General features: G+C 42.9%; 10 protein-coding genes and 1 tRNA gene. 9 read left to right on the forward strand and 2 right to left on the reverse strand.

Translation table 11 applies throughout. The features are described 5' to 3' along the window. Positions 1 to 138: 138 nt before the first annotated feature. The 4 genes from AC3WJC_RS06455 to AC3WJC_RS06470 are packed head-to-tail and all read left to right on the forward strand — an operon-like array spanning position 139 to position 7,869. Positions 139 to 3,369, forward strand: coding sequence for a SusC/RagA family TonB-linked outer membrane protein (locus AC3WJC_RS06455; RefSeq protein WP_492398253.1), 3,231 nt, complete (start codon positions 139 to 141; stop codon positions 3,367 to 3,369). 19 nt (positions 3,370 to 3,388) lie between these two features. Beyond that, on the forward strand, positions 3,389 to 5,392 hold the full coding sequence (locus tag AC3WJC_RS06460) for a RagB/SusD family nutrient uptake outer membrane protein (RefSeq protein WP_492398254.1): 2,004 nt from the start codon (positions 3,389 to 3,391) through the stop codon (positions 5,390 to 5,392). Positions 5,393 to 5,417: 25 nt separating this feature from the next. Beyond that, a complete protein-coding gene (locus tag AC3WJC_RS06465) occupies positions 5,418 to 6,623 on the forward strand; it encodes a DUF4959 domain-containing protein (protein WP_492398255.1) in 1,206 nt (401 codons plus the stop codon). A gap of 19 nt (positions 6,624 to 6,642) precedes the next feature. Further along, positions 6,643 to 7,869 (forward strand): DUF4998 domain-containing protein, encoded by a 1,227-nt coding sequence (locus tag AC3WJC_RS06470; protein ID WP_492398256.1) that lies wholly within the window; start codon positions 6,643 to 6,645, stop codon positions 7,867 to 7,869. A gap of 79 nt (positions 7,870 to 7,948) precedes the next feature. Here AC3WJC_RS06470 and AC3WJC_RS06475 read toward each other — a convergent pair whose 3' ends face one another. Continuing rightward, positions 7,949 to 8,287: a hypothetical protein gene (locus tag AC3WJC_RS06475; RefSeq protein WP_492398257.1), complete on the reverse strand. Its 339-nt coding sequence runs from the start codon at positions 8,285 to 8,287 to the stop codon at positions 7,949 to 7,951. A gap of 172 nt (positions 8,288 to 8,459) precedes the next feature. Beyond that, a tRNA-Gly gene (locus AC3WJC_RS06480) sits at positions 8,460 to 8,532 on the reverse strand. A gap of 351 nt (positions 8,533 to 8,883) precedes the next feature. Between AC3WJC_RS06480 and AC3WJC_RS06485 the strand changes: the two genes are divergently transcribed. The 5 genes from AC3WJC_RS06485 to AC3WJC_RS06505 all read left to right on the forward strand — a co-directional run bounded on the left by AC3WJC_RS06485 (position 8,884) and on the right by AC3WJC_RS06505 (position 13,258). Further along, on the forward strand, positions 8,884 to 9,516 hold the full coding sequence (locus AC3WJC_RS06485) for an FISUMP domain-containing protein (protein WP_492398258.1): 633 nt from the start codon (positions 8,884 to 8,886) through the stop codon (positions 9,514 to 9,516). A 396-nt stretch (positions 9,517 to 9,912) separates the two neighbouring features. Further along, entirely contained in the window at positions 9,913 to 11,487 is a 1,575-nt protein-coding gene (locus AC3WJC_RS06490) for a ComEC/Rec2 family competence protein (protein WP_492398259.1), read from the forward strand. Positions 11,488 to 11,489: 2 nt separating this feature from the next. Next, a complete protein-coding gene (locus tag AC3WJC_RS06495) occupies positions 11,490 to 11,993 on the forward strand; it encodes a hypothetical protein (protein WP_492398260.1) in 504 nt (167 codons plus the stop codon). 533 nt (positions 11,994 to 12,526) lie between these two features. Next, positions 12,527 to 13,015 carry an N-6 DNA methylase gene (locus AC3WJC_RS06500; RefSeq protein WP_492398261.1) on the forward strand — a complete coding sequence of 163 codons (489 nt, stop codon included), beginning with the start codon at positions 12,527 to 12,529 and terminating at the stop codon, positions 13,013 to 13,015. 18 nt (positions 13,016 to 13,033) lie between these two features. After that, positions 13,034 to 13,258, forward strand: coding sequence for a hypothetical protein (locus AC3WJC_RS06505; RefSeq protein ID WP_492398262.1), 225 nt, complete (start codon positions 13,034 to 13,036; stop codon positions 13,256 to 13,258). Positions 13,259 to 13,307 lie beyond the last annotated feature (49 nt).

Genomic DNA, 13,307 nt, shown 5'->3' on the forward strand with positions numbered 1-13,307 from the left:
ATATCCCGGCTTTTTATAACCCTGATTATTTAAACGCGATGATACCACCTTAAAACATAGCCCAAAACACGCAGTATAGCTGCGTATAATAATCCAATTACCCCCTTAATTATAAACTAAAATTTAAACTGTAAACGTATGAGGAAAAATTACTTTCGTATTTTCAGAAAGCTGGCTGTCCTACTGTTTCTGTTAACGGCCGGGCTGGCGAAAGCGCAGCAGGTAACCGTTCAGGGCGTAGTGCAGGATACTGTTGGCGGCATTCCCGGTGCTACCGTAACCGTAAAAGGAGTAAGCGGACAGGGTGCAAATACTGATAACCTGGGCCGTTATAAACTAAAAACCACGGCCGATGCAACGCTGATTTACAGCGCTATAGGTTCAAAACCTAAACAAGTTATGTTATCGGGTTATAAAGCTAATGCTTCCGGTATTATAAATATTGACGTTACTTTAGAGGTTAATACCACCTCGCTCGAAGAAGTTGCCGTAACCGGTTTTGGTAACACGCAGCGTAAAGCCAGCCTGGTAAGTTCCATCACCACGGTAAGTGTTAAGGATTTGAAAACGCCGTCATCAAACTTAACCAACGCTTTAGCGGGCAGGGTGGCCGGTATCATCGCCTTTCAGGGTAGTGGCGAACCGGGTTTAGGTACTGATAACTCTACCTTTTACATCCGCGGCCTTTCAACCTTTGGCTCAGGTAAGCAGGATCCATTGATCCTGGTTGATGGTGTGGAGTCGACCTCTACCGATATGGCTCGTTTGCAGCCCGATGATATTGCCGACTTTTCGGTACTGAAAGATGCCGCTGCCGCTTCTATTTATGGTGCACGCGGTGCTAACGGTGTCGTGCTCATTAATACTAAAATGGGTAAGGATGCCGCGCCGCAATTTAACTTCAGGGTTGAGAACCGCATGTCGCGCAATACGCGCGATTATGAGTTTGCCGACAACATTACCTATATGAATATGAGTAATGAGGCCGTGCTTACCCGGGATATTAATGGTAGGGAGCCTTATACACAAAATCAGATAAACAGTACCCGTGCAGGCGAAGATCCTTACCTGTTCCCTAACAATAACTGGTTAAAACAACTGATTAAAGATCATACCATTAACCAGGGTTACAACCTGAATATCAGCGGGGGTACAAACAGGGCCCGGTATTATATAGCCGGTACCTATAATAAGGATAATGGTATATTAAAAATTGAACCTATCAATGATTTTAATACCAACATTAATCTTAAAAACTACTCTATCCGTTCCAACGTTGATTTTAACGTAACCAAAAGTACCGTACTAATAGTGCGTATGTATGGGCAGTTTGATGATTACCAGGGGCCCATTGGTGGATTCAATGAAAACGGAGCCCGTATCTCGGGCGGTGAGCAAACATTCCGCAATGCGTTAAACGCCAATCCGGTAGCGTTTCCGGCGGTGTACCCGGCTTCAAAATTACCATTTATTGATCACCCGCTGTTCGGTTCGGCGCAAACCCGTAATTCTGACCTGAGCCTGAGCTCAACCATGTATGTTAACCCTTATGCCGAAATGGTTAAAGGTTACCAGGTTTACAAAACATCAAACCTGCAGCCACAACTGGAACTAAAGCAGGATCTGGGTGGCCTTACCCAGGGTTTAACCGCCCGGGCCATGGGTTATCTGCGCAGGGTATCTTTTTACCGTGTTAACCGCAGTTATATACCTTTTTACTATTCAGCGATCGTTAATCCTCAGGATCAATCATACAGCCTGAAAGCACTAAATGATGGTTCAGCAAATTCATTGCAACCCGTTGGCCGCGAGTTTCTGGATTATAATCAGGATGCCAAGGAGATCGACTCGAGGTTTTGGCTGGAAGGATCTGTTAACTATAACCGTACATTTAATAAAAAGCATTCGTTTGGCGGTATGCTCGTTTCCTACATGTCGAGCTATGAAAATGCCAATACTAATGATGTGATACAATCACTGCCAGCACGTAACGCAGGCGTGTCGGGCCGTTTTTCTTATGGTTATGATGATCGTTACCTGGCAGAATTTAACTTTGGTTACAATGGCTCAGAGCGTTTTAGTGCCAGCAAACGCTGGGGTTTCTTCCCGTCTGTAGGGTTAGGGTACCGTATATCCCAGGAGAAGTTTTTTGAACCGATACGTGAGGTTATATCCAACCTTAAATTCAGGGGTACCTATGGTATTGTTGGTAATGACGCTATTGGTAGTGCTAACGAGCGGTTTTTTTACATGTCTAACGTAAACCTTAACAACGGTGGTTTTGGTGCAACATTTGGCCGTAATGATGGTACCGCGGTTTACTATCGTGACGGTATATCCATATCGCGTTATGCCAACACCGATATCACCTGGGAAAAATCAAAACAGATCAACTTGGGTATGGACCTATCTATAGCCAACGCGCTCGATATCATAGTTGATGCTTACAAGCAGGATAGGAGCAATATTTTACAACCTATTTCAAACATCGATAACGCGGCCGGTTTAATGGCTGTACCATTTACAAACTTTGGTAAAGTTACAGCCAAGGGTGTTGATATGTCTGCCAATTACAAGATCAATCTATCTAACGATTTCTGGATTAATGCCCGTGGTACATTTACCTATGCCACAACCCGTATAGAAAGAATTGATGAGCTGCCTTACTCAAGCGATCTGGCTTACCTGTCGCGCAAGGGTTATTCCATTAACCAAACCTGGGGTTATGTTGCCGAGCGTTTGTTTGCTGATGACGAGGAGGTTGCCAACTCACCCGTGCAATTTGGTAATACCAGCCTGAAGGCGGGAGATATCAAATACCGTGATATTAATAAGGATGGTATAATAAGCAGTGATGACCGTGTGCCGATCGGTTATCCAACGCAACCTGAAATGATCTATGGCTTCGGTTCAAGCTTTGGGTATAAAAACCTCGATTTCAGCTTTTACTTTCAGGGAGCATCACGCTTTTCATTCTTTATCAATTCCGCGCAAATACAGCCATTTTATCAAAACAATGGTTACCAAACAGGCTTGCTGAAAGCGGTTGCTAATGATTACTGGTCAGAAGCTAACCCCAATCTGTACGCGTTCTGGCCTCGTTTAAGTACTTACCGTATTGCCAATAACAATGAAATATCAACCTGGTGGATGCGTAACGGCAGCTTTTTACGCCTAAAAAATGTTGAGTTTGGATACACTTTCAATAACCTGAAAAAGGCGAAGATAAAACATGCCCGTTTATACTTTTCGGCTACCAACCTGTTTATTATCAGTGGCTTTAAAATGTGGGATGCTGAAATGCGTGGTAACGGGCTTAACTATCCGTTGCAATCTCTTTACAACATGGGTGTACAGGTTAACTTTTAATCAATCAGCAATTAGTAACATGAATACACATAAACAAAAAAATAAAGCTGGCAGGCCATTAACCAAAGCTCATACCGGTAACCGGATGAAGGTTATTACGTTGGCGGGTATACTTGCCCTCGCGTTCAGCATATCGGCCTGTAAAAAATACCTGGATATTGTGCCAGATAACGTAGCCGTGATCGAAAATGCCTTTAAGTTGCGTAACGAGGCCGAAAAATACTTATTTACCTGCTACTCCTATCTGCCTAAAAACGGCGATGGCTGGTTTAATGCCGGTATGATGAGTGGCGACGAAATTTGGCTGCCGCAAAGCGATCAGGCCAACTGGCACCCGGCATTTCGCATAGCACAGGGTCAGCAAAATAAAGACAGGCCACTGTTTAACGAGTGGGGCGGCGATCTAAAGGGAGGCGATGGCCGTTTCAATTACCTGGTAATGTTCAGGGGTATACGCCATTGCAACATCTTTCTGGAAAATATAAAGGACGAAACCAAGGTGCCTGACCTGAGCCGGTCAGAACGTGAAAGGTGGATAGGCGAGGTGGAATTTTTAAAAGCCTATTACCATTATTACTTATTGCGCATGTATGGCCCGGTACCTATTATTGATGTTAACGTGCCGGAGTCATCTGCACCTGAGGATCTGTATTACAAACGTATGCCGGTTGACGAATGTGTTACCTTTATATCAAACCTGCTTGATGCTGCCGCTGCTAAATTGCCGCCAAACATAGTAGACGAAAACAAAGAGCTTGGCCGTATTACACAACCTATAGCATTAGCCGTAAAGGCAAAACTATTGCTGATGGCGGCAAGCCCGTTGTTTAATGGTAACAGTGATTATGCCGGTTTTACCGATAAGGATGGTGTTGCCCTGTTTAACCCGACGGTTGACCCAACCAAGTGGGAAAAAGCCCGCGATGCCGCTAAGGCCGCTATTGATGCCGCCGAGGCTACCGGTAACGCGCTGTATGTATACCGTAATGATTTATATAATTTAAGCGAGGAAACAAAAACCCAGCTTAGTATACGTAACGCGATAACTGACAGGTGGGGTACCGAAACCGTTTGGGGCCTTTCAAACAGTTACTTTGTAAACGAGGCCTTGTGCATGCCGCCGCTGGCGAGAGGTAAAAATGTGGACAGGTTTCAGTTGCAGGGCGTTTGGGCTGCACCTATTAAAGTAGCCAAAATGTTTTATACCAAAAACGGTGTGCCTATTGAGGAAGATAAAACGCTTGATTATACCAACTACACCCAACCGCGCACGGCTGTATCCGGCGAGCAGTTTTATATTGAACCCGGCTTTGCCACCGCACGGCTTAATTACGATAGAGAACCCCGCTTTTACGCTGATTTAGGGTTTGATGGCGGCCGCTGGTACATGAAGGACGGTACGACCACGGGTAGTGATGTTGATGGTATGTATGTGCAGCTTAAAAACGCGCAGATCTCCGGCTTTGGCCACTTTACCAACTGGAATGAAACGGGCTACTTCATCAAAAAACTGGTACACTGGGAATCGACCACCAACAGCAATAACGCGCCAACATGGAAGGCTTACCCATGGCCTGAAGTACGGCTTGCCGACCTTTATCTGATGTATGCCGAAGCTCTGAATGAGGTTGAGCCTGCATCGGCTACGGCTATTAGTTATGTAGATAGGGTTAGGTTACGTGCCGGTTTAAAAGGGGTTGTTGAATCATGGAGTAATTTCTCCCGCAATCCGGGCAAGTATGGCACGCAGGATGGCCTTCGCTCAATTATCAGGAGGGAGCGTATGATAGAGCTTGCCTTTGAAGGGCAGCGCTTTTGGGATCTGCGCCGCTGGAAGGTTTCAGCCGAAGAGTTGAATAAGGATATAACCGGCTTCAGCATTCAGGGTAAAACCACCGAGAGCTATAATATCGAGCGTACCATATTCAGCCAAACCTTTATTGCCCCGCGCGATTATTTGTGGCCGATAGGTAATTATGAAACCAGGCGTAACCCTAAACTCGTTGAAAATCCGGGATGGTAAGTATAAACTTTAAAACAGTTATAACATGAAACTAATTAGATTGATCAAATATATATGCTTATCAGGCGTAGCCTTATGGCTGGCATCCTGTAAAGAGGATATGGATTACAAAACCCCTGTGGGCGGTGATGGTTCGGTACCGCAGTTGGTAAGCAACGTAAATGTAGAGAACCTGGCCGGTAAGGCGCGAATTACCTACAAATTACCTAATGATAAGAATTTGCTTTACGTAAAGGCAGTGTATAAGCTGTCAACAGGGGCTATGGCCGAGGCTAAATCATCATTTTATAAAGATACGGTGGTTGTAGAGGGTTTTGCCGATACTTCAGAGCATGAGGTGAGCCTGTATTCAGTAAGCCGCAGCGAAGTGCTGTCGCAGCCGGTAGTGGTTAAGATCAAGCCGCTGGAAGCACCTTTTAAAAAGGTATTTAAAACCCTGTCGGTTATTAACGCATTTGGCGGATATAATCTCACCGCTACCAATCCTTCGCGGGATAATGTGGCCATTATTGTTATGAAACGTAATGAGTTCAACAAGTTTGAGGTTGATAATTTTAAAAGCGTTTACACCCGTACGGATGAGATCCTCTCAAAAATACGTGGGCTTGATACCGCCAACCAGGAATTTGCCATTTACGTTAAGGATAAATGGGGCAACAGCTCAGATACACTTTTTCAAAATGTGAAACCGATATATGAGGCTAAGCTTAATCCTTCAAAATTTAGGGCATTGGTATTACCCGGCGATGCGCCGCAGGTAACCAATGGTGCCCGTTTAGAATATGCCTGGGATGGTTTGCTTGGCTGGCCGTATGTTAGCTTTACCCAGCAGATAACAGGTGGCCCGGGCCCGCACATTATTACTTTTGATACCGGGGTATCGGCCAAGATTAGCCGTGTTTGGATAAGACCTTTCCCGGAGGGTACCCGGTTTTATTACCTGACAAGCTTACGCAAGTTTGAAATATATGGTTCATCAAACCCATCCCTCAGCGGCGCGCTCGATGCCAGTTGGACATTGTTAGGCAGCTACGAGGTTAAAAAACCATCAGGCCTGCCGTATGGTAATGATAATGCCGAAGATCAGGCAACAGCGGCCGCGGGCTTTAGCTGGGAGGTTGACCTTGCCGCTCCAAAGGTGCGCTACATACGCATACGCTGCCTCGAAAACTGGGCAGGTGGTACTGCGCAAAGCATCAATGAGTTGGAGGTTTATGGTTCAACACTTTAACTTTTAATGATCAACAGTTATGAAACATAAATTTCAACATAAAATAAAAGCGTTATTAGCGGTTGCCGCGGTTTGTACGCTTACATACTCCTGCTCAAAGTGGGATGATTTTAAGAAATATAAAGAGGGGGGCGAGATAATCTACACCGGTAAGCTTGATTCGGTCAAATTCTTTTCAGGTAACCAGCGCATCAGGTTAAAAGCGATGTTTAAGGCTGACCCAAAGCTAACCAAAGTGAAAATTTTGTGGAACAGCGGTAAGGATTCAATCATGTACGATGTGGATATGCAAACCGAGCCACGCGAATTTATCCGCACCATCCCCATGGAAGAGGGGATCAAGAACTTTGTTATTTACACATACGATGCCGAGGGAAACCAATCAATAGCGGTTAACGCGGTAGGGCAGGTTTATGGCCCCCGCTACCAAAATGGCTTGAATAACCGCTTGGTAAGCGCGGCATCATCGTTGGTTGATACCACTAAAATTGATTGGTTACCAATTGATCTTTCGGCCGGGCCTATAGCTACCGAGATTACCTATCTTTCAAAAACCGGTACAAAAACCATATACGCGCCCATAACGCAGGATCAAACTTTAATAGGCGATCTTGATGCGAGTGCGGCAACGTTTACCTACCGTACGCTGTTTAAGCCTCAAACTACAAGTATTGATACGTTTTACACCGAACCAGTAGAAGTGCGCGTTGCAAAGGAATACCTGCGTAACACAAAAATACCGTTTGAAACTGTAGCCAATAGCGATAGGTGGGCCATACCTAAATACTGGAAAACCAATTCGGCGGTGCTTAACTTCACCAACGGAGCCGGTACTAAATTCGGTGGTGTCGATTTTTGGTTTGGTGGCCCTCAAATTGCAATGGAAGCCGGTTGGTCTACAGATAATATGGTAACCATCACCAACGGAAAAATTTACCAGACGGCTGAATTACCTGCCGGAAATTACACACTTGAGATGGATATACCTGATTGTACCCAAAACGGTAACTTTTATACGGTTGCTGCCGAGGGCTCTATAATTCCGGATATCGAGAATTTATCGTCAGCTATCAGTTATGCTAAAACAAGCACTACTGGTACCCATAAAATCAGCTTTAAGCTTACATCAACCAAAACCGTATCAATGGGTTTTGTAGGCACGCTGCAAAATAAGGGCTGCTGCGACGGAACTTTCTGGCGCATAAGCGCGGTAAGGCTAAAACAAACGCCTTTAGAAAATAATTGATAACCAGCCTCATCATAACAAAAGAGCTGCACGGGTTAACCGGGCAGCTCTTTGTTTTTTGGTGTTTTGTAATTTTTAATTAATCCAGACCCGAAGCCACTTTTTTCTCTTTCAGTTTTTTGCTGATAGTATAAGCGCCGTATACAAACATAGCCGCGATAAAAAAGTAAACCCATACCGGGATGTTTCGGCCGGCTATGATGATATACATGTAAGGAATGCTGAATGCGATAGCCGAAAAAAGTATAGGCATAATTACAGGCTCCTTTAAACGGGCACGCGCCGCCGTCCAGATCAGGCAGCCTACAAAAAAGGGCTTGCTGATTAAATATAATATACCAAGCGTTAACGGGTCAACGTCATACTCTTCACCCAACCCAGTAAGCCATTCGCTAAAATCAATAAAGTACTCCTGCATTTATACAATGTTAATCGGAAAGTTTTGATTATTTGCTTTTTCGCTGTAAAAAATTATCGTGCTTACGTTGCTTTGCGTTAACAGCAGGGTAGGTAGATGAAATTTCCTTTACAAAATATGAGGTCAAAAAAAATCCCTATATTGTTTATCAATGCAGGGATTTTTTTTGATGAGCGAAAGACGAGATTCGAACTCGCGACCCCGACCTTGGCAAGGTCGTGCTCTACCAACTGAGCTACTTTCGCGTTAGCTTAATAATAAAGCCCTGACATTTATCAAGGCTTTATGCCTGCAAAGGTATAAAATTCGGCCTATTTAAAAAATCAATTTTTTAATATATAGCTGATGATATTATAATAAGTTGATTTTTAGCCAGAAAAAGTATCTATGAATTAAATGCTATACAAATGCTCAGAAAGTTTGTATTTAAAGTTTTCCGCGCTCCGCTATATCCAAATAAAACAAAGGTTTTAATTAAGGGTTAATAGCTATTGGCAAGTCTCACAAAGTCAGCCCCAACCATATTTAATACCATCAAAATGTCAATTATCACTAACCTCAAATTTAATAGCCAAAGGTGTTTGATCCTTTTGGCTTTGATAGCTACAATCACAGCTTGCAAGAACGATAATAATAATAACCCTGAGCCAACTGTGGAGACGGTAACCATTAATGGCACGACCTATCCAACCGTTAAAATTGGTAAACAGCAATGGATTAGTGTAAACTATAGTGGCACAGGCGGCATATATTACAAGGGTGATAATGATGCTAAATATGGTAAACTTTATACACGCAAAGAGGCGCAAGCTATAAAACTACAGGATGGCTGGCGGCTGCCCACTAAGGCTGATTTTACAAAACTGATTTTAAATTACCCGCACATTGAGGCCGATGGTTATGTCGATCTTAAATTGGAAAGTGTGGTAAAGTTAATGTCGTCATCTGGTTGGAGCGGTGTAAACGGAGATAATTCATCCGGCTTTAACGCGCTTCCGGCCGGTATTTGTGAAGTTAAGGCGGGTGGTGATAATGATTTCAGGTTTCGTGGGGTTGGAACCCAGTTTATATCATCTACTACCGAAATGGTTAACGATGAAGGAGTAAAGCGGTCAAAAACAACAACATTTTACATGCAGGCAGAAAGTACAACAGCCGGGGGCATAGTCTATGTATTTGACGGCGATAGTTACAGATTTAGCGTGAGGTTTGTGAGAGATACCAATTAATTAGCTTTTATTGGCAATAGTGTACCGGGCATCTACTAAATAGTAAATATTGTATAACGCGTTGCTGGGCTGTAGTTATATTCCGATTAGGTACGAAAAATAAGTCTGCATACCATTTATAACCGACTGATTAAAAATGTCGCTCATGGTGCTTTAGTGTGAAACACTGTGAAACAAAGGGTTTAAAAAGCTTTAATATTGGATTGTTCGAGCGGTTTGTGAAACACAAAATCTGCGTTTTAATAGCAAGAACGCAGATTTTTGTTTGTTTGGTGACCCCGCTGAGGCTCGAACTCAGGACCCACAGATTAAGAGCACTACGTTCTACCAACTGAGCTACTCATAATCAGTGTATTATCTATTGACTATCTGTTGTGCGCCAAATAATGCGTCAACATGTTTACTGAACCTAAAATCGTTACGACCGACGATCTAACTAAACGTTCTTACATTACCTTCTACCTTGACAACCAACGTATCAGAGAGTACAACGGAAAGTCAATTGGAAAACGAATAAACCCCAACAGAGCAACCAGCATCTCAGAACGTAACTCCCTATTACGGAAGTTGCAATTCGAGATTCATAAAGCACTTGAAGCTAATACTTACGGTAGCAATAGTGAAAAAGTTCAACCTTTTAAGGCTATACATGAACATGAGTGTAGTACCCAAGATGCATTAAAGCAAGCCCTAGATATCAAACTTCATTCTAGCCTAAGTCGCAAGTACAAAAGTAACTTAGAGTTCATTCACAGAGACCTCATAAACTTTTTAACAACTGATGAATTATTAGCGCCATTAACATCCATTAAAGCAGCTAGATTAGATATATTCCTTAGTCGGTATAACTCATCGGGTACATACTATATGAACAAACGCCGTGATCTCGGCGTACTATTCAACTTAGCCGGAAAGATAGCTGATAAACCCGTAAATGCTGTTAGGAAAACAGAGCGGCGTAAAGCTAAGGCAGCCCTTCATGTGGCGTATGATAACAATCAACTCAAACCGTTACTTAATTACCTTAAAAGTTATAATTATAAACTTTACCTATGTTGCATGATGACTTATGCGACTTGGCTCCGTCCTCATGAAGAAGTTAGGTTGCTAACTAAAGCGGATTTTACCTCGGGGATGAGAACTGTCATGGACAACTTAGACGTCAAGTCGGTATTAATGCACCGTCCGTGGAAGTATTGGAAAGATTGCCAACAGTATATCAAAGACGGACGCATAACTCGTAGCTCTTTTGAACAACGGCTACAAGATGCTTATAGTTTTGCGTACCAAGTAGAGCAAAAGGCAATCGAAAAAGGAATTAAATTACGCCACCCTCATCAAGGCAACGTTTTTGAATGGCATGGTGAGAACGTTATGACACTTTTGGGTCCAAGTAAGGAACTTTACATGAGTCTTATTGAGCAGTCCGATAAAACACCAGCCATGCGAGAATCTCTTAAGGCCGCAACTAAAAAATTTGGCGGAGAGAAGAGTTTAGTTTATGAGACAATGTCATTTGATACAGAGCACTTACACGATGCAGATGGTGACACTGCACCTGAAAATGACATGAGCTTGGTGATGCTAATCCATGTTGCAGGACACCGTGTACTTTTGACTGGTGACGCAGGAACTATGGGGTTGTATAAGACTATCAATTACGCTATATCAAAAGGCCACAATCTTAATAATCTCGATTTAATGCAAGTCCCCCATCATGGAAGCCGTCATAACTTTTCTAAGGGTGTATTAAAATACATCTCCGCTAAAACGGGATTAATTTCATGTACGTCTGGACAGAGCGATCATCATCCATCTCCAGTGATTGTAAACGCCTTATTGCGGAGAAATATTTTTCCTATATCTACACAAGGCTCAACAATAAACTATCATGTTGGAGCCGCACCAGGAAGAGGTTGGGGACCCGCGAAACCGTTAAGCTTTATCAATAACTTCTATTTATCCGATTAAACATGAAACGTATCATCACTTATCTTATAGCAATGTTGGCTGCTAACCTTTACTTCGACTTAGTACTAGTAACAACCAACCAACCAGATACATTAAATCACATCAAGACGTTGCTTTACTGCATACTTGCAGGCGGGTTAGGTGGGATAGTATACTGCTTACGTGGCATATATTTGAGTGCTTGCGTTCGTAAAGATTGGGATGCTGCATGGTATCCTTGGTACTTTATAAGACCGATCGTAAGCCTGTTAACTGGTGGAGTAAGCTATGTATTTCTACAAGCTGGGCTTTTAGTTTTGTATTCTGAAAGCAAGCCCGATGCTTCACATCTTGCATTCTACGCCATTGCTTTTATAGCAGGCCTAAACGTTGATAAGTTTATTGCCAAAATCGAAGATATAGCTAAAACAACTTGGGGTATTGATAAGTCCAGAGCTAATAGTAGTTCAGTGGCAAACACATCCAACAATAATGACCAACTAATTAAAAACACTGACAATGAATAAAGAAGACACTCCTATACATCTTTCTGTTATCTGTGATAAGATTATATATGCCACTAATCACTTTAACCCTGAAAACGAATACAAACCTCTTTGCACGAAGCTAAAGCATTTAGTCAAATGCATCGAACCCTTTTGTATTCATCGACAAGCATGCGGTAGACGGCGCAAAATGGTCGAAAACACTACCAATAATGGATAAATTTGTCTCTGAACTCCAAAAAAGCCAACTAGGGAGCAAACTTCACTATTGGCATTATCAAGAGAACAATAATCTCTCTAGATTGAAAGGGCTTGAAGGTTTGACCGGCGATTTTTTATTGTATGTAGGTTCCTTGTTAATTTAGGAACATGAGCGTAATCTCTCCCCAAAGTTAGCTTCACACCCTCACATAGCCGCTTTGCTTCAAGGTAGCACAACAAACCGGGGTATCCATGAATGGAGCCTCCGCAGCTTTGTTGTCTCCACCTTGCCTTAGTGATGCTGTTCAGCAGTTCGTTGCTTCGAGAATTCACTCGAACTAAAACTTACTGCTATGACAGATTTCAAAGAACTACTTACTGTATTTGAACGCTATGCTTACGGACAATCCTTACACACCGCATTCACTGATATGCTTGATTGGGCGCTGTTACCTTTTAAAAGGTATGATGCTGCTGATGAGCAACGCAAAGCACTCGAAAGCTATCAATCCCACCCAAAGGTTGAACACCTGTTTAAACTTATAACGCTGATAGGTGAACTGTCAGAAAACTTTCGAGACCCACTTGGCGAGTTATACATGCAAGCTATAAGCAATGGTCACAATGGTCAGTTCTTTACTCCAACTCCAATAGCAGACATGATGGCCATGATGCAGATGGGTGATCTTGCTGACGGTAGAAAGATTAACGACCCTGCTTGTGGTAGTGGTAGGATGTTGCTTGCAGCCGCTAAACTTAATCGCAGTAGCTTGTTGTACGGCGCAGACCTTGATGTAACTTGCTGTAAGATGGCGTTACTCAACATGTTACTTAACTCTTAAAAAGGTGAAATCGCTCATATGAATACTTTAAGCAATGAGTTTTACAGAGGTTTCAAAGTAGATACAGCGATGATTGATGGCTACCACATGCCATTCTATATTGAGTTTACAGCGCCGGAATTAAGTTTCATTTGGCTGAGTCCTTTAAAAGCCGAAGAGCCTAAATCCAAGTTTGATAAACCATTCAACCCAATACAGTCAGTAGCTGTGTTTGCCGCACAACAGGGCTCGCTATTTGATTAGTAGCGACCAACAGGTATATTTACTGTTAAATCTGTTAACTTAGCAGGTC

This window comes from Mucilaginibacter sp. FW306-07-L (assembly GCF_058782065.1).

Bases quoted from the DNA above. Each gene is read 5' to 3' on its own strand.
- AC3WJC_RS06455 (WP_492398253.1), top strand. From the start codon at position 139: ATGAGGAAAAATTACTTTCGTATTTTCAGAAAGCTGGCTGTCCTACTG.
- AC3WJC_RS06460 (WP_492398254.1), top strand. From the start codon at position 3,389: ATGAATACACATAAACAAAAAAATAAAGCTGGCAGGCCATTAACCAAA.
- AC3WJC_RS06465 (WP_492398255.1), top strand. From the start codon at position 5,418: ATGAAACTAATTAGATTGATCAAATATATATGCTTATCAGGCGTAGCC.
- AC3WJC_RS06470 (WP_492398256.1), top strand. From the start codon at position 6,643: ATGAAACATAAATTTCAACATAAAATAAAAGCGTTATTAGCGGTTGCC.
- AC3WJC_RS06475 (WP_492398257.1), bottom strand. From the start codon at position 8,287: ATGCAGGAGTACTTTATTGATTTTAGCGAATGGCTTACTGGGTTGGGT.
- AC3WJC_RS06490 (WP_492398259.1), top strand. From the start codon at position 9,913: ATGTTTACTGAACCTAAAATCGTTACGACCGACGATCTAACTAAACGT.
- AC3WJC_RS06495 (WP_492398260.1), top strand. From the start codon at position 11,490: ATGAAACGTATCATCACTTATCTTATAGCAATGTTGGCTGCTAACCTT.
- AC3WJC_RS06500 (WP_492398261.1), top strand. From the start codon at position 12,527: ATGACAGATTTCAAAGAACTACTTACTGTATTTGAACGCTATGCTTAC.
- AC3WJC_RS06505 (WP_492398262.1), top strand. From the start codon at position 13,034: ATGAATACTTTAAGCAATGAGTTTTACAGAGGTTTCAAAGTAGATACA.